The following is a 17,051-nucleotide window of genomic DNA, read 5'->3' on the forward strand; positions in this document are numbered from 1 at the left end:
ATTTAAACTCTCTCATTATAAATTATTCTCTTTTACTGCTTCTTTTCCTTCTCATAGTTATCAAATTTATCTATCATTTTTAATAATTTTTTTAATTCAACTTCTATTTCTTTTCTTGTTTCTCTATAAAAATCAACCGAACGTCCAAAAGGATCACTGATATCTTTTTCAGTTTCTGAGCCTGTATATTCTTTTAATGTAAAGGTATTATCCGCACAGGTAGGATAGTTTAGTATCAGAACTCGGCTGTGTTTGCGGGTCATCGTTAGGATCAAATTCTGCCTGTCCAGATCAATATCTTTAATATTTTTTGAGCGGTGGTCTGATGTATCTATTGAAATCTCATCCATAACAGTTTTTGCCTTTTCATTGATTTTGCTTCCGTTAACTGCAGATACACCGGCAGACTGTATATTCCACTTATCTTCCAAACCCCTATCTTTTATAAATTCTCTGAAAATATATTCTGCTATCGGGCTGCGGCAGGTATTCCCTGTACACACAAAAAGAATATTTTTAATGATCTTCACCTCCCTGGAATAAGATCATCATCTAAAGCAGCTTTTTTAATTCTGTTCATAACTGCTTCTCCAATACCTCTACTGCTGACCTTTTCTACATATATTTCTTCGATATTTTTATCTTCATCCAAACAGCGCAGAAGTGAAAATAATTTTTGGGCAAGCATTTCAGGATTTTTGCGTGAAAAAACTTTTAATATTTTCCATCTTTTTTGAAGTGCGGATGGTATTTTTGTTTCTTCAGCTGTTATGACAGCTGCTCTAATATTTTTAGATCTTTTTACCATCACCGAAAAACTTTCCTCATTGAATAAAAACACAGGTTTAGCAGGTGAATAATGCCTGTATTTCATACCAGGTGAAAGAACCTTCTGCTCTTCTTTTATTGCCACATCCATTCTCTCAATCTCAACATCTAAAAATTTACTAAGATCTTCTCTGGTGATTCCACCCGGACGCAGTATAACTGGTTTCTCTCCACGAATGTCCAGCACAGTAGATTCTAAACCAACACGGCAGGGTCCACCATCAATAATAACTGGAATTTTCCCGTTCAAATCATTATAGACATGTTCAGCCTCTGTGGGGCTTGGATAACCGGAAGTATTTGCACTTGGAGCAGCAATCGGCAGAGAAGCTGCTTTTATTAGAGCCAGCGCAATTTTGTTATCAGGCATTCTTACCGCAACAGTATCAAGACCAGCAGTTGTTCTATCAGGTAAAGTGCTGCTTTTCTGAAAAATCAGGGTAAGTGGGCCAGGCCAGTATTTATTGATAAGCTTTCGCGAAACTTCTGACAGTTCACCTTTAATAATCTGTTTTAGCTGTTTTAAATCTGCCACATGAACAATCAGCGGATTATCCTGTGGTCTGCCTTTAGCTGCAAAAATTTTCTTTACTGCATTAGAATTAAGTGCATCTGCACCAAGACCATAAACTGTTTCAGTTGGAAATGCTGCTAATTCTCCCCTTTTGATATATTCGGCAGCTTTTTGAATTACTTTACTTTCTGCAGCTAGTTCAATGCTGGTTTTTTGCATTATTGTGTTTTCGATTTTTAATATTTTAGTATTATACATCTTTATATCTCCATTTTTGCTTGAAATCAGCTTTTAATATTAAAATCTCGTTTGAAATATCATCTTAAATTATTATATTCACTTATTCTTTAGACTTTTATTTGCCTAATAACTTTTTAACTGTTTTTAAGATATTTCAGCTGTCTTTAAACTTTTTATCCTACAAATCTGGCACTAATTATCCTTTCTCTACCGGAATAATCTTTATACATTTTTTCTTCTTCCCATCTTTCTCCAAAAAATGACAGAACATCTTCAGCCTGTCCATCACCAATTTCGAAAAATATATGTCCATCTTTTTTTAATACTTTTTCAGCCTGTGGAATTATTTTTTTATAATAATCCAGGCCTTCTTTACCACCAGCAAGTGCAGATGTGGGCTCTTTTTTCACTTCTGGCGGTAGACTGGCCATATCTTCATCTTTTATATATGGAGGATTGGATACAATTATATCAACATTATTGATATCTCTCTTTATAAATTGTTCCAGAAGACTGCCCCTTACAATACTGACTCTTTCTTCAAGAGAGTGTTCAGCCAAATTTTTTCTGGCTACTTCTACAGATTTTTGGGATATATCTACCCCTACTGTACAAGCATCTTTCACATATTTTGCCAGACTGATGGCAACAGCTCCACTCCCGGTTCCAATATCGACAATATTTGCACTTTTTAATTTATTTTCTTTACAAAAATCAATAACTTTTTCTACCAGAAGTTCAGTTTCCGGCCTGGGAATCAGCACACCAGGTTCAACATAAAATTTCATAGACATAAATTCTTTTTTTCCCGTTATATAAGCTACCGGTATTCTTTTTGCCCGCTGTTTAACTCTTTCTCTATATTCTTTCAGTTCTTGAGAGCTAAGGGGGTAATCAAAATTTACATAAAGTTTTATCCGCTCCATATCCAGGAGATCTGCCAGAAGAACTTCGGCATCGAGTCTTGGTGAATCAAGTCCAACTTTATTGAAAAAATTATCAGTTTTAGAAAGTAATTCTTTAATATTCACGATTAAATCTTCTCCAGACGTTTAAGATTATCCTCCTCAATAAGTGGATCAATAACCTGTGAAAGTTCCCCATCAAGAATTTTATCTAGCTGATGAACAGTTAGATTAATCCTGTGGTCACTAACCCTTCCCTGAGGAAAGTTATAGGTGCGTATTTTTTCACTTCTGTCTCCCGAACCTACCTGAGACTTTCTTGCCTCATCTCGTTTTGCCTGTTTTTCCCGTTCCATTTTTTCCTGCAGTCTGGCCCGCAGTATGCGCATAGCCTTTGCTTTATTTTTGTGCTGAGATTTTTCGTCCTGACAGGAGACAGTTAAACCTGTAGGTTCGTGAGTAATTCTAACAGCTGAATCTGTGGTGTTTACACTCTGCCCACCAGGTCCGCTTGATCTGTAAACATCTATTCTGAGATCATTTGGATCTATATCTACATCAACTTCTTCCGCTTCTGGAAGTACAGCTACAGTTGCTGTCGATGTATGAATCCTGCCGCTTGATTCTGTTGATGGAACCCTCTGAACTCTGTGAACTCCACTTTCATATTTAAGCTTTTTATATATATCTTCACCTTCAATGGTAAAAATTATTTCTTTATAGCCTCCAATTCCGGAAGCATTTGCACTCATAACTTCTACCTTCCAGCCCTGTGATTCAGCATATTTGGAATACATTCTGTAAAGGTCTGCTGCAAACAGTGCTGCCTCATCTCCACCTGCTCCGGCTCTAATCTCAACTATAACATTTTTTTCATCATTTGGATCATCGGGAAGCAGCATTATAGGCAGCTCTTCTTCCAGCTTTTCTTTTACCGGCTGCAGTTCATCTATTTCCATCTCTGCCAGTTCTTTTATTTCTTCATCATCTGCCAATTCGAGCATTTCTTCTGCTTCTTCAAGTCCATTCAGAGCTTTTTTGTATTCTCTATATTTTTCAACTATTTGCTTCATTTTCGCATGCTTTTTCAGCAGTTTCTGATATTTATTACTATCACTAATCACTTTCGGATCACTTAGCTTTTTATTTAAATCCTTATATTTATTTTCCAGCTCATCGAGCTTTCTCTGTAAATCAAACATTATATTCATCTCCTCCTGACTTCATGACAGCTGCGGCAGCGTGCTTCATAAACTTCTTCTGCGCCAACAAAAATTACCGGGTCATCATATGAAGCCGGTCTGCCATCTATCAGCCGCTGAGTTCTACTGGCAGGTTCTCCACATTTAATACAGATAGCGTGAAGTTTATCTACATATTCTGCCCTGGCCAGCAGTTCAGGCATAGGCCCAAATGGTTCACCTCTAAAATCTCTGTCCAAACCAGCAATTATCACTCTCATTCCCATATCAGCCATTTTTTCACATATTTCAATGAGATCTTTATGAAAAAACTGGGCTTCGTCTACAGCAACAGCATCTGAAGAACTGTCTATCTTTTTAAAAATTTCTTCAGGATGATCTACTGGAACTGCCTGAATACTGTGCCCACTGTGTGAAACAACATTTTTTCTGCTATATCTGTCATCCAAAGCAGGCTTAAAAACCTTTACCTGCTGTTGGGCTATTTTAATTCGTTTGATCCTTCTTATTAATTCTTCGCTTTTTCCACAGTACATTGGACCAGTGATCACTTCAATCCAGCCGCTGTTAGTAATTTTGTACATCTTCTCATCCTCTCTGCAGTATTATTTAATTATGACAATTTATCTAAAAAAAAAGCAGAGCATCTAAGCCCTGCAGCAGAAAGTAAAATGATTTCCAATTGGATTTATTCAGAATCTTCTTCTGAAATTCCATATTTTTTATTGAATCTTTCGACACGACCACCTTTTTTGGCTTTACGCTGTTTACCTGTATAGAATGGATGACAGCTGGAACATACTTCAACCCGAATATCTTCTTTGGTAGATTTTGTATGATAAACCTCGCCGCAGGCACAGGTTACTGTTGTTTCCTTAACTTCCGGGTGGATTCCTTCACGCATCTATATCACCTCTCTTATATGCTAATTTTATAAAATACCAGCAAAAAAGTCTCTATTTACTGTTGGCTTTACAGCCTATTCTTAAACTAAAACATATTATAACACAGCTAAACTGGCTATGCAAGCAGATTAAAAAAGTAGTTTAGTAGAATTTATTTTTAACTTACCACAGTATTATGGTATAATGTTTTAGGTGTATATTGGCTGTACTTATTTAAAAAAGTAGTAGAGAATTTAATAGGAGGAATAAACAATGAAATTTAATTTTTTTATGTGGTTAACCGCAGCATTACCTATCATAGTTTTACTTTTTTTAATGTCCTATCTTAAACTTAATTCGAGAAAGTCAGCACTAATAAGTCTTGTACTCACAGTAATATTTTCCGTATTTATATTTAAGTTGAGCTTTAAACAGCTGCTTATTGCAGCAGGTAAAGGTACTTCTTTAAGCCTTTATGTAATATTAATTATAATTGGAGCTGTTTTTCTCTTCAATATAGTTGATATTTCTGGTGGTTTTGAAACAATTAAGAAGTTTATGAAAAATCTCGGCGGCAACAGATCTCTCCAATTTTTAGGTTTAAGCTGGGCATTTTCCGGTTTTATTCAGGGTGTAACAGGATTTGGAGTGCCAATTGCCATTGTCGGTGCCCTACTGATTGGAATTGGATTTAATCCTTTAACAGCAATTACTGCTGTTCTTGTCGGCCATTCCTGGTCCATAAGTTTTGGTTCTATGGGATCTTCTTTCTTTGCTCTCCAGCTTGTTACAGGTCTCGAAGCTGTTAAACTTGGTGTAATCCTTGCTTCATTTTTCTTTATACCTGTTTTTACAACAGGATTGGCTGTAGCTCATATTTACGGTGGTATAAAAGAAGTTAAGAAAAATTTTAAATATATTCTGCCGATGAGTTTACTAATGTCTGCTGCTCAGCTGGGTGCGGCTGCCGGAAATTTTGCGCATGTTGGATCACTGCTGGCCGGCCTTATTGGAAGTACATATTTTTTATTCATATTATTTAAAAACTCCAAAATGTCTTTTGAAGATTTTATATCATTTAAAAATGGCGGTATGTCACTAATTACCGCACTATTTCCCTACATTGTTCTCATAGGATCGGTTCTTATTTTCCAACTGCCGTTTATTAAAAATATTCTGCCTGATATAAGTTTTGCTCTTTCATTTCCTGCTTTTACAACAGGACTGGGCTATGAAGTTGCAGAAGAAATCAATTATTCGGGAATCCATCTTTTTTCACATCCGATTTTCTTTTTGCTTCTGGCATCAATTAGTGGTGGGATAATGTATTTTGCAAAAAATCAATTTAAAGTAGAATATATATCAAGTGTTTTTAGCCGCAGCTTCCAGAAGGCAAAATCATCTGTTTTGACCGTATTCCTGCTTATGGTTCTTGCACTGATTATGAATGATTCTGGCATGATATTTACTTTTGCACGCGGTATGGCGAAAGTGAGTGGACCACTATTCCCACTGTTTTCTCCTTTAATTGGAATATTGGGAGCATTTTTAACCGGAAGTAATACAAGTTCCAATGTACTGTTTGGTGCTTTTCAGATAAATACTGCTGATTTACTTGGCTTTTCTCAAAACATTATTGCATCAACACAATCAGTAGGTGGATCACTGGGATCAGCGATTGCCCCGGCAAAGATACTGCTGGGAACTTCCGTGGTAGGTATACACGGGAAAGAAGGAGAGATAATAAAGCGCTGCCTGGGTTATACACTTATAAGCGGCACAATAGTAGGTTTTACAGCTCTTATTGTTGAGCTTATAATTTAAACTATTTAAATATCAATTATTGAATTCCATATATTAAAAATATTCCAACTTAAAACAGGTCATATCTTTCGCTGAACAGATATGACCTGTTTTTTTAATTTTTCAATATTTTCTGCAGCGCCTGCAGAAGCTCTTTATTATTTTCTGTATTGTTCATCTGTTTTAAAATCGTTTCCATAATGTCATATTCATTCATATTACTTATATACTGCCTCAGCTTCCAGATCACTTCCAGCTCTTCTTTACTCATCAGCATTTCTTCTTTCCTGGTTCCCGAACGATTAATATCAACAGCAGGGAAAATTCTCTTTTCTGCCAGACGCCTGCTCAGGTGAAGCTCCATATTACCTGTGCCTTTAAATTCTTCATAAATAACATCATCCATTCTGCTCCCTGTATCAATCAGTGCGGTAGCTATAATTGTAAGGCTCCCACCTTCTTCTATATTTCTTCCACCACCAAAAAACTTTTTTGGAAAATGCATTGCCGTAGGATCAAGACCGCCAGAAAGGGTTCTGCCGCTCGGAGGAATGGTAACATTTGCTGCTCTAGCCAGTCTTGTAATACTATCCAGGAGTATTACAACATCATATTTATGTTCAACAAGTCTTTTTGCTTTTTCTAAAACAAGCTCTGCCACCTGTATATGCTCTTCCGGCGGCTCATCAAAAGTTGAACTAATAACTTCTGCGTCTACTGAACGGCGCATATCTGTAACTTCTTCCGGCCTTTCATCAATCAGCAGAATCATCATTTTTGTTTCCGGATAGTTGTGGCGTATACTGTTGGCAATTTTTTTTAGAAGAACTGTTTTCCCAGCTTTCGGTGGTGAAACAACAAGACCTCTCTGGCCTTTCCCGATAGGCGAAATTAGGTCTATAAGTCTTGACGATTTTTCATTTTTATGATATTCAAGTTTAAATCTTTCTTCAGGATAGAGCGGAGTAAGATCTTCAAAATAGGCTCTATCTCTGGCCTTTTCTGGATCCTGATAGTTGACAGCTTCAATTCTAAGCATTGCAAAATATTTTTCGTTATCTTTAGGTTCCCTCACCTGCCCTGATACAACATCACCGGTTCTCAAATCAAAACGGCGAATTTGTGAAGCTGATATATAAATATCATCACTGGAAGGAATGTATTTTGATGGACGGAGAAATCCATACCCTTCATTTGCTATTATCTCAAGCACACCTTCGGCAAAGATATGCCCTCCTTTTTCTGTTCCTTTCTTTAAAATAGCAAATATGAGATCTTTTTTACGCATCTGTGAATAACCAGAAACATCCATATCTTTTGCTATCTTGTGTAGTTCGGTAATTGTTTTTTTCTCAAGTTCACTAATATTTAACACATTTAAGACCACCTTTCCTTTATTAAAAAGTTAAAATAAACTGCATAACTGATATAAATTAATATTATACTGAAAGTCCAAGCTGAAAAAGAAGATAAACTCCGATAAAATAAATAATGCTGACAAATATTGAATCCCAGCCCAGAAAAAATAGCGAGCGGCGTGAGCGGTAAAACAAACCAATTAGTATTATTGCTGACATAGAAATTCCAACCATAGCTGTAATGATATGCACTATCTTAGCATCTGCCAGCAGTATTCCGTCTCGATAAAATAAATCTGCAAAAAAAATTACGGTCATATTGAAAATATTGCTCCCAAAAACATTTCCCACTGCCATATTATATGCATTAAGTTTAATTGCCGAAATTGAAGCAACCAGTTCCGGCAGAGAAGTAGCTGCTGCAACAAGGATGGAACCGATAAAGCTCTGATCAATACCTGTCATATCAGCAATTAAATTTGCTGTTACTGTAAGCCTTATTCCGCTGAGCACAATAATTAGTGCACATATACCAAATCCAATCAATGCTCTATTTAAAGTAAAATCTGAATGGAGATCTTCTCTTACTTCATCTTCTTTATCAAGCGGATTTTTCTTCTCATATCTGTATATTAATCTCATCCCAAAAATGTAAACTGACAGCAAAATTATACTGTCAATTCCAACTCCAAATATGCTTAAATCCAGGTTCATAAAATGAGAAACAATTAAACTAAAAACTACAATTACAGAAAGAAGAATACCAAACAGGCCCGAAAGAATGTGGCTGTAGTTTACCCTCAATAAAAGAGGTCCAGGGCCCTGAAGAAGGTCGGAAAAAGCGAGGATCATGAGATTAAAAGTATTGCTTCCAAAAGCATTCCCAACAGCTATATCTGGCGCACCAACAACTGCAGAGGTAATACTTGTGACCATCTCAGGTAGTGAGGTGGCCATTGCAATCAAAACACCTCCAATAAATGCCTGACCAAGCCCTGTCTTATCTGCAATTATATCACCATATCGAGATAAATATGTTCCGGATATTATTATGAGTAATGCCATTAAACAAAATTCCAGCCATATCTGTGTCAATTTTTGCTCCTTTCGTACAATTTCACAAACAAAAAGAGAGGAATTCCTAAATTAAGGAATCCCCCACTTATAGATTAAAATTATAAATTATGCTCTATCACTACTTCCTAAAATCATAATTTTTTCTTTAACTTTTTCTTTAATGGCATCCCGACCAGGTCCACAGTATTTACGGGGGTCATAGAGATCAGAATCATCAGCAAAAAGCTCTTTTATTTTTGCAGTAAATACCTGCTGAAAATCAGTATTAACATTAACTTTGTTAACACCTAATTCTACTCCCTTTTTTAAATCAGCAGCTGAAATACCAGAAGCACCGTGTAAAACAACAGGCATATCGATAAGTTTTTTAATTGTATCGAGTCTTTCAAAATCGAGTTCAGGCTCTCCTTTATATACACCATGTGCTGTCCCAATTGCAACTGCAAGGGCATCTACACCTGTAGCATCAACAAATTCTTTAGCCTGTTCTGGATCAGTGTACATTGCATCTTTTCCTTCAACTTTGTGGTCATCTTCTGTACCACCAATTGTCCCCAGTTCAGCTTCAATACTGACACCAACCGAATGTGCAGCTTCTACAACTTTTTTTGTCAGTTCAATATTTTCTGCAAAGGTCAGTTTAGAAGCATCTATCATCACTGAAGAAAACCCGTTCCTTATACACTGCATTACTTTTTCGAAACTGCTGCCGTGATCAAGATGAAGTGCCACAGGAATACTGGTATTTTTAACTGCTGCATCTACCATCCCAGCAACATAATCCATTCCCATATATCTAATTGCACCTTCGCTTGCCTGAAGTATCAATGGTGAATTAAGTTCTTCAGCAGCCCAAACTATTCCCTGAAGAAATTCCAGGTTATTAATATTAAAGCCACCTACTGCATATCCTTTTTTATGTGCATCATTAAGTATTTCTGCCATTGGTACTAGATTCATAAAATATTTTCCTCCTCAATCAAATATTTATCCAGGGATCTCTCGAATTATGAGGTTTCCCCTTTAAAGAATGCAGATGCACTCTTCCCTCTTTTTTTAGCTCTGTTAAATCATCTCTTGTCTTAACAGAAATGTCAATATATGCCTCACAATTATTACATCTCAGTTCAAGTCGATCATTAAATAATTCTATATTAATATCATGACTGCCACATTCACAATTTAATCTCCCCTCTGCAGCAATATCATGCAGATAATCTAATACTTCCAGCATCAATTCTGGATTAACAAAATCTTCAAAACCAAGTTCATCAGCCATCATATTAAGCTCTTCCTTCTGCCGCTGAAGTTCTGATTTTATCATTTCTGTTGATCCAAAATATCCAAGGTTTAATCCAGTCTCCTTACACAGCAGAGGAGTAACTCGATCTGAATGCCAGAATTTTTTTGGTGAAACTATTTTTTTATGTATACTACTGCAGAGCAGACAAAAATAGTCTATCTGAATATATCCTTTTTTTGTTCTCTTTATAGACACTTTTTTTGCTCCACAGCTGCTGCATTTTAACTGGTGGACTGTACCACCTGACAGCTGAAATATATTAATTTCGTCTGTACTCAGGCGCCCACAGGCAGAACAGCTTACAGCAATTGTGGTGGACAGTTCTAGTAACATTTTTAATCCCGGCCTGCAATATTTACGACCAGGTATTCACCTCCTTAATCTAACTATTCTTCATTACATAAAAAAATCCTTTTTTCATTTATATTTTGTATACTAAAAGCGATAAATTTAAAAATAAAATATCAATTAACTGATATATGTTTAGAATTATTCAATCAAAAAAATAATCTATTTTATATCAAAATTATTTCCTGTTTTCTGCTGAAGTTATATAATTTCCCACTAAATTAAAATAATCTCCCACTGCAAATGAGAGATTATCCCTATTAACCGTCTGCATTTTAAAATTTATATATAAGTTTAAAAATATTACTTCATAATTAAGCACTATTCATCCGTAAGGGCAAGCCCGTAAGGTTTTCTAGTGATTAACTTCTATAACTCCTTTTTAAGCATCTCTAAAAATTCCTTTAGTGAACCCCGCCAGTCTGGATTCCCGGTAGAACTCCCCCTATCGATAATATAATCTTCTATTATATATGTAGTAATACCGACCTCTGCTGCAGCCATATCTTCCTGTATGTCATTGCCAATCATTACAGTTTTATCTGCTTTTTCTCCAATTTTATTAAGTAAATCCACAAAATATTTAGGATTTGGCTTGGCAGATTCCATATTTTCATAACTGCTAATAAAATCAAAATCCCCTTCTTTTAGCCCCGCCCATCTGAGCCTTTCCACAACTGCTTCACGAGGGAAAATTGGATTTGTTGCCAGCACAAGTCTTTTATTTCTGCTTTTGAGATAATTTATTATTTGAGGTGGTGTGCTGTCATCTATATCAAGCTGTTTTTTTAATTCTGGAAAAATATTTTTATAAAAATTATTAAATTGGGAAATTATTTTATCTCTGTTGCCAGTTTTGATCTTCTCAAAAAAATTTTTCATAAAAACTTCCTGATTGCTCTTTTCCCCACTGTTCTTGATCATTTTCTCAGTAGAACTCATAAGAATTTTGATAAATTCATCTCGAGAAGAAGTTATATTTGAAAATTCCTCTGCCAGTGCATTAAAATAAAGTTTTAAAAATTTATCAAGTTCAATTGTTAAAAGAGTACCATCAAGGTCAAAAAGAAAGGTTCTTTTTTCTGCCAGCAAATTTTCTCCTCCTTGCTAATTGTCGTCATCTTTAATTATATCTTTAATCTTTTTCATTCGATCTCTGTGTTCCTGTGTATCAAAACAGATGCTGAATGCTTTAGTCTCATAGCTGCTGCCGGCTTTTGGCCCATCTATGTAAGAATGATTGATAGCTTTTTTTATCATTGATACTGCACGGGCAGAGCGCTCAGTAATTTCTATAGCCATCTCTCTGGCAGATGGAATTAATGTTCTTGGAGTAACTACCTTATTAATTAAACCCAGTTCATAAGCAAGGGTCGCATCAACAATATTTCCGGTAAAGAGCATTTCTTTAGCCTCGGCAACTCCAATCAGACGGGGAAGACGCTGAGTACTCCCAAATCCAGGTATAACTCCCAGCTTCACTTCTGGCTGCCCAAAGCGTGCCCTTGTGGTCGCAATACGTAAATCACAGGCAAGTGTAATCTCCATTCCCCCACCTAAAGCATAACCATCAACTGCAGCAATTACAACCTGATTGCTGTATTCAATTAAATCACATATTTTATGCCCTTTTAAAGAAAGTTCTTCTGCCTGTCTGCTGTTAAGTGTTTCCAGATAATCTATATCTCCTCCAACAGAAAAAGCTCTATGCCCACTTCCAGTCATAACAACAGCTTCAACCTTTTTGTTAGCAAATACCTCTTCCAAAGTATCATACAGCTCATCAAGCAGCTGCTCATTATATGCATTAAGAACTTCAGGTCGATCAAGTACAATAGTTGCCAGAGGTTCATCATATTCACATTTAACGAACTCCCTATCCATACTGCTCCTCCTTTTTGCCTATTCTAAGGCAAATATATTTGTTATATAAAAACAAATTCATTATAAATATTATTCAGATCCCTTAAAAATCCTTGGAAAAAATTACTTATTTTTTAAAACAGCCTCTACAAAACTTACAAAAAGAGGATGTGGTCTATTTGGGCGCGACTTGAATTCTGGATGGAACTGTACACCCACAAACCAGGGATGATCGGGAATTTCAATAATTTCAACCAGTTTTTCATCTGGAGAAAGCCCAGAAAAAATTATACCATTTTTTTTCATTTCACTTCGGTACTGATTATTAAACTCATAGCGGTGGCGGTGTCTTTCGTAAATTACCTCATTACTATAAGCTTTTCTGCTGATTGTACCCTCTTTTAGCTTACATGGATAAAGGCCCAGACGCATTGTACCCCCCATATTTTCAATATCATGCTGATCTGGCATAAGATCGATTACAGGATCACTGCTTTCTTCATCAAATTCTGAACTGTTGGCATCATCTAGATTAAGAATGTTTCTGGCATATTCTATCACAGCACACTGCATACCCAAACATATACCAAAATAGGGCACTTTATTTTCGCGTGCATATTTAACGGCAGCTACTTTACCTTCAATACCTCTGTCACCAAATCCTCCTGGCACGAGAATTCCATCTGTATCTTTTAAGATTTCTTCTACCTTTTCTTCTTCTTCCAGATCTTCTGCATAAACATATTTTATATTAACCCGGCAGTCATTTGCTATACCTGCATGTGTAAACGATTCTGCAATACTTATATAAGCATCCGGCAGTTCAACATATTTACCAACTATTGCTATTTCCACCTGATCAGAGCGATTTTTAATCTTTTCTATTAGATTTTCCCAATCTTCCAGCTCGGGAGCATGGACTTTTTCTTCTATTTCTAGTTTTCCTATTACATTATCAGCCAGGCCTTCATCTTCCAGCATAAGTGGCACTTCATAAATATAATCTGCATCAACAAGCTGAATTACATCTTCTTTTTCTACATTGCCAAATAGTGAAATCTTATCTTTAACATCCTGTGTAAGTTCTCTATCAGAACGACAGACAATAATATCAGGCTGAATTCCAATACTCCTCAGTTCTTTTACACTGTGCTGGGTTGGTTTTGTTTTAAGTTCACCGGCTGTAGCAAGATATGGTACAAGTGTACAGTGAAGATAAAGAATATTATTTTTGCCATAATCAGTCCTCAACTGCCTGATAGCCTCAAGAAAAGGCAAACTTTCAATATCACCAACTGTACCACCTATCTCTGTAATAACAACATCTGCATTTGTTTCCTCCCCGACCCGTGTAATTCTATATTTTATTTCATCTGTAATATGAGGAATAACCTGAACTGTAGCACCAAGATAATCTCCTCTCCTTTCTTTTTGGATAACAGAACCATATATTTTACCGGTTGTTACATTGTTGTTTTTGCTTAAATTTACATCAATAAAACGCTCATAATGCCCTAAATCAAGATCTGTTTCTGCTCCATCATCTGTAACAAAAACTTCTCCATGCTGATAAGGACTCATTGTACCAGGATCATAATTTATATAGGGATCAAATTTCTGAATACTGACCTGCAGACCTCTGCTTTTTAACAGTCTTCCCAGAGAAGCAGCTGTAATCCCTTTGCCCAGAGCAGAAACTACGCCTCCTGTCACAAAAATATATTTCGTCATTTTATCTATCTCCTCCTGAATATTTTATTATTATAAATTTTTCTATTTCTAAATAAAATTACATCTGATCGGGTGCTGTAATTCCCAGCAAACTTAGCACATTGCGCAAAACCTGACGGGCTGATTTAACCAGATAAATTCTAGCTTTACTCAGCTCTTCATCTTCTGTTAAAACCCTGCAGTTATTATAGAATCCATGGAACGCAGTTGCCAGGTCATAGGCATAACCTGTAATATGATGTGGCTGTCTTGCTTCTGCGCTTAGCTTAATTTCTTCTGGATAAGAGGCCAGTGTCTTCATCAGATCTATTTCTGTCTGATCTGTCAGAAGTGATAAATCTGCTTTATCTTCACTGAACTCTGCTGGAATATTTTCCAAAATACTGTGAATTCTAGCATGTGCATATTGTACATAATAAACCGGATTATTTGTAGATTCTTCTTTTGCCAGTTCAAGATCAAAATCAAGGTGGCTGTCCGTACTTCTCATTATATAATAATAGCGTGCTGCATCTGTACCCACTTCTTTATTTACCTCACGCATGGTTACAAAGCTGCCTGCCCTTTTTGACATAGGCATTTTTTTACCTCTGCGCAGAAGTGTTACCATCTGTACTATTATTACTTCCAGTGTATCTCTATCATATCCAAAAGCTTCTATAACTGCCTTCATTCTGGGAATATAACCGTGGTGATCTGCTCCCCAGATATTGATCAGTTTATCAAAACCCCGCTCCAGTTTATCAAGATGATATGCTATATCAGCTGCAAGATAGGTTGGAGAATTATCTGATTTAATAATTACTCTATCTTTGTCATCACCAAAAGCAGTTGATTTAAACCAGAGTGCCCCTTCTTTTTCATAAATAAATCCTTTGTCTCTCAGCATTTCTACAGCACTTTTTATTTTACCATCATGAAGGTCTCTTTCACTAAACCAGGTATCAAATTCTATTCCAAACTCTTTTAAATCCCTTTTTATATTTTTGAGCATTTTTTTATATGCAAATTCACGGCAGATTTCTATTGCTTTATTTTCATCTTTTGCTAAAAGGCTGTCACCATATTCTTCATATAACTCTTCTGCAATTTCTTTTACATATTCACCGGCATAAACATTTTCGGGCATTTCTATCTCTTCACCGAGTATTTCTCTGTACCTCAAAAGAGTAGATTTCCCAATTATATCCATTTGATTTCCCGCATCATTTATATAATATTCTTTCTCCACCTTAAAACCGGCTGTTTTGAGTATAGATGCCAGCACATCACCCACAACTGCACCCCTGCTGTGGCCAACATGAAGAGGTCCGGTCGGATTGGCACTTACAAACTCTATCTGCACCTTTTTTCCTTTACCATAATCTACTTTACCATAATCCTTTCCGAGCTTCTGAATCAGCTCAAGATTATCATAAAGCCATCTGCTGCTCATTTTGAAATTAATAAAGCCAGGGCCAGCAATAGAGACATCTTCCACCTCTGGTGCAGAAAGATTGTTAACAATAATTTCAGCCAGCTGGCGGGGATTCATACCAATTTTCCCTGCTGCTGCCAGTGCTATATTTGTTGCATAATCACCATGTTCTTTTTCTCTTGGAACCTCAACATTTACCTCAGGTATCTCTTCCAACTCTATTTCCCCATTTTTCACTGCTTTTTCTATACTTTCTTTAATGTGATTTATTAATCTATCCTCAACTTTTGCCTGTAAATTTTTAACCAAAACAAAAAACCTCCCCCATAATTTATAAATATTGATACTGCATCTTTTCCAGCAGCTAATTTTAATTATATTAAACATTTTACTCAGAATGAATATCGAATAAGTTTTATAAAATTAATCACACAGCTTACAAATTTTCTAGATAATGATCAGAACCTCATAAAACAACAGGTTTCTAATTATCGGTTCTGTACCTGATAGATAATTTATTTTCTGAAGTTAATTCTCTATTAAAATAAAGGCAGTAATCTACATTTATCTCTCCCGAATTCATATCTGCCTGTAGTGATATTTTCTCTGTATCTACAGAAATATCAAATTTTTGTTCGACCCTGCCATAATATCCATCTGTAATCTCTCCTTCAATAAATTTCTGTTTCAATGGGGCAGGATCATCCCTCATTAAAAGAAGCTGTTCAGCTTTAAGATCAATCCTTAATTTTGCTTCAGCCCCATCAACTCCTGGAGAATTATCATTATATATAAGATAATATTTATCATTTTTTAAAAAAAGTCTTCCTGTCACTACCTGTTCAATTTTATCTTTTTCGCCATTGTGAATAAACTCCTGCCTGCCCGTTATTTTAATTATAACTTCTTCTTCCATATTTCCACTCCATATTTTATCTAATAATTTCAAAAAGCCACAGCAAAATAAACTGTGGCTGCTTAAGCCGTTTATAGTTTAAGATCTCTTCCAAACTTTACTGCAGTTTTATAATCTTTAGCTTCAAAAAAAATTTTTACTGCACAACCTTCTTTTTCCAGCAGAGGCATTACATTTTTAAGGGCTTTGCCAGCAGCAAAAAATCTGGGGGCTGCAAAAGCTGCTGCTTCCTGGCCCGGTGTTAGTTTAAATTGTGAAAAAAATTTAGCCAGTGAACTGTCTATTTTACCCCTAAAAATTTCTTTTGTAGGACTTTCAGCAGCTGCTATATTAAAAGGAGCAAATGAGATACCTGTCCTATTATAGGCAGTATTGACCATGACAACCTGAAATTCTGCCTCCTCTACACCTTTTTTTAATCCCTCTGCCATTTTTTTGATATTATCATCTGGTGTATAAATTATTAATAAGCGCCGCAAGAAAATCCCTCCTCTTTTCATCAACCCTTATTTTATCATAAATATTTTATTTTTTACAGGTTTAATCATAAAAAAACGGTAAAGAGAGTGCACTCTTTACCATTAATTAAATGTTAAACCATACATTAATATCCTACTTATAGTTTATCATTTTTAAGCTGTAAACTTAAAAGCAATTTAGGA

General features: G+C 35.8%; 17 protein-coding genes. 1 reads left to right on the top strand and 16 read right to left on the bottom strand.

Features of this window, described 5'->3' with window-relative positions:
* Positions 1 to 32 precede the first annotated feature (32 nt).
* The 6 genes from DER71_RS05195 to rpmE form a co-directional block, all read right to left on the bottom strand.
* On the bottom strand, positions 33 to 530 hold the full coding sequence (locus tag DER71_RS05195; RefSeq protein WP_114474380.1) for a low molecular weight protein arginine phosphatase: 498 nt from the start codon (positions 528 to 530) through the stop codon (positions 33 to 35).
* The gene (locus tag DER71_RS05200) at positions 527 to 1,600 is read right to left on the bottom strand and encodes an L-threonylcarbamoyladenylate synthase (RefSeq protein WP_233486995.1); all 1,074 of its coding nucleotides are present in this window, start codon (positions 1,598 to 1,600) and stop codon (positions 527 to 529) included. The genes DER71_RS05195 and DER71_RS05200 overlap by 4 nt, the downstream gene beginning before the upstream one ends.
* 155 nt (positions 1,601 to 1,755) lie before the next feature.
* Positions 1,756 to 2,613 carry a peptide chain release factor N(5)-glutamine methyltransferase gene (gene prmC, locus DER71_RS05205; protein WP_114457916.1) on the bottom strand — a complete coding sequence of 286 codons (858 nt, stop codon included), beginning with the start codon at positions 2,611 to 2,613 and terminating at the stop codon, positions 1,756 to 1,758.
* Positions 2,614 to 2,615: 2 nt separating this feature from the next.
* Positions 2,616 to 3,689 (bottom strand): peptide chain release factor 1, encoded by a 1,074-nt coding sequence (prfA, locus tag DER71_RS05210; RefSeq protein ID WP_199505565.1) that lies wholly within the window; start codon positions 3,687 to 3,689, stop codon positions 2,616 to 2,618.
* 5 nt (positions 3,690 to 3,694) lie between these two features.
* Positions 3,695 to 4,273, bottom strand: a complete 579-nt coding sequence (locus DER71_RS05215; RefSeq protein ID WP_114457918.1) for a thymidine kinase — start codon at positions 4,271 to 4,273, stop codon at positions 3,695 to 3,697.
* A gap of 104 nt (positions 4,274 to 4,377) precedes the next feature.
* Positions 4,378 to 4,593: a 50S ribosomal protein L31 gene (gene rpmE, locus DER71_RS05220; RefSeq protein ID WP_114457919.1), complete on the bottom strand. Its 216-nt coding sequence runs from the start codon at positions 4,591 to 4,593 to the stop codon at positions 4,378 to 4,380.
* A 253-nt stretch (positions 4,594 to 4,846) separates the two neighbouring features.
* Between rpmE and DER71_RS05225 the strand changes: the two genes are divergently transcribed.
* Complete coding sequence (locus tag DER71_RS05225) at positions 4,847 to 6,397, top strand: L-lactate permease (protein ID WP_114457920.1); 1,551 nt, start codon at positions 4,847 to 4,849, stop codon at positions 6,395 to 6,397.
* 94 nt (positions 6,398 to 6,491) lie between these two features.
* On the opposite strand, the gene rho is transcribed toward DER71_RS05225, so the two are convergent.
* The 10 genes from rho to DER71_RS05275 form a co-directional block, all read right to left on the bottom strand.
* Positions 6,492 to 7,751 carry a transcription termination factor Rho gene (gene rho, locus DER71_RS05230; RefSeq protein ID WP_114457921.1) on the bottom strand — a complete coding sequence of 420 codons (1,260 nt, stop codon included), beginning with the start codon at positions 7,749 to 7,751 and terminating at the stop codon, positions 6,492 to 6,494.
* A 64-nt stretch (positions 7,752 to 7,815) separates the two neighbouring features.
* The gene (locus DER71_RS05235; protein ID WP_114457922.1) at positions 7,816 to 8,829 is read right to left on the bottom strand and encodes a sodium:calcium antiporter; all 1,014 of its coding nucleotides are present in this window, start codon (positions 8,827 to 8,829) and stop codon (positions 7,816 to 7,818) included.
* Positions 8,830 to 8,916: 87 nt separating this feature from the next.
* A complete protein-coding gene (locus DER71_RS05240) occupies positions 8,917 to 9,771 on the bottom strand; it encodes a class II fructose-1,6-bisphosphate aldolase (RefSeq protein ID WP_114474381.1) in 855 nt (284 codons plus the stop codon).
* A 19-nt stretch (positions 9,772 to 9,790) separates the two neighbouring features.
* Entirely contained in the window at positions 9,791 to 10,447 is a 657-nt protein-coding gene (locus DER71_RS05245) for a hypothetical protein (protein WP_114457924.1), read from the bottom strand.
* Between the two features lie 384 nt (positions 10,448 to 10,831).
* Entirely contained in the window at positions 10,832 to 11,554 is a 723-nt protein-coding gene (locus tag DER71_RS05250; protein WP_114474382.1) for an HAD family hydrolase, read from the bottom strand.
* 15 nt (positions 11,555 to 11,569) lie between these two features.
* The gene (locus DER71_RS05255; RefSeq protein ID WP_114457926.1) at positions 11,570 to 12,346 is read right to left on the bottom strand and encodes an enoyl-CoA hydratase/isomerase family protein; all 777 of its coding nucleotides are present in this window, start codon (positions 12,344 to 12,346) and stop codon (positions 11,570 to 11,572) included.
* A gap of 102 nt (positions 12,347 to 12,448) precedes the next feature.
* Entirely contained in the window at positions 12,449 to 14,056 is a 1,608-nt protein-coding gene (locus DER71_RS05260) for a CTP synthase (RefSeq protein ID WP_147267754.1), read from the bottom strand.
* A gap of 58 nt (positions 14,057 to 14,114) precedes the next feature.
* Positions 14,115 to 15,782, bottom strand: coding sequence for an arginine--tRNA ligase (argS, locus tag DER71_RS05265; RefSeq protein WP_233487377.1), 1,668 nt, complete (start codon positions 15,780 to 15,782; stop codon positions 14,115 to 14,117).
* A gap of 175 nt (positions 15,783 to 15,957) precedes the next feature.
* On the bottom strand, positions 15,958 to 16,389 hold the full coding sequence (locus DER71_RS05270) for a DUF1934 domain-containing protein (protein ID WP_114457929.1): 432 nt from the start codon (positions 16,387 to 16,389) through the stop codon (positions 15,958 to 15,960).
* Positions 16,390 to 16,460: 71 nt separating this feature from the next.
* Positions 16,461 to 16,868, bottom strand: coding sequence for a DNA-binding response regulator (locus tag DER71_RS05275; RefSeq protein WP_114457930.1), 408 nt, complete (start codon positions 16,866 to 16,868; stop codon positions 16,461 to 16,463).
* Positions 16,869 to 17,051: the final 183 nt, after the last annotated feature.

This window comes from Halanaerobium sp. DL-01, assembly GCF_003338615.1.
Lineage (GTDB): Bacteria > Bacillota > Halanaerobiia > Halanaerobiales > Halanaerobiaceae > QPJE01.

Coding starts and splice junctions, on each gene's coding strand:
- DER71_RS05200 (WP_233486995.1), bottom strand. CDS start 1,600: ATGTATAATACTAAAATATTAAAAATCGAAAACACAATAATGCAAAAA.
- prfA (WP_199505565.1), bottom strand. CDS start 3,689: ATGTTTGATTTACAGAGAAAGCTCGATGAGCTGGAAAATAAATATAAG.
- DER71_RS05215 (WP_114457918.1), bottom strand. CDS start 4,273: ATGTACAAAATTACTAACAGCGGCTGGATTGAAGTGATCACTGGTCCA.
- rpmE (WP_114457919.1), bottom strand. CDS start 4,593: ATGCGTGAAGGAATCCACCCGGAAGTTAAGGAAACAACAGTAACCTGT.
- DER71_RS05225 (WP_114457920.1), top strand. CDS start 4,847: ATGAAATTTAATTTTTTTATGTGGTTAACCGCAGCATTACCTATCATA.
- DER71_RS05240 (WP_114474381.1), bottom strand. CDS start 9,771: ATGAATCTAGTACCAATGGCAGAAATACTTAATGATGCACATAAAAAA.
- DER71_RS05245 (WP_114457924.1), bottom strand. CDS start 10,447: ATGTTACTAGAACTGTCCACCACAATTGCTGTAAGCTGTTCTGCCTGT.
- DER71_RS05255 (WP_114457926.1), bottom strand. CDS start 12,346: ATGGATAGGGAGTTCGTTAAATGTGAATATGATGAACCTCTGGCAACT.
- DER71_RS05260 (WP_147267754.1), bottom strand. CDS start 14,056: ATGACGAAATATATTTTTGTGACAGGAGGCGTAGTTTCTGCTCTGGGC.
- DER71_RS05270 (WP_114457929.1), bottom strand. CDS start 16,389: ATGGAAGAAGAAGTTATAATTAAAATAACGGGCAGGCAGGAGTTTATT.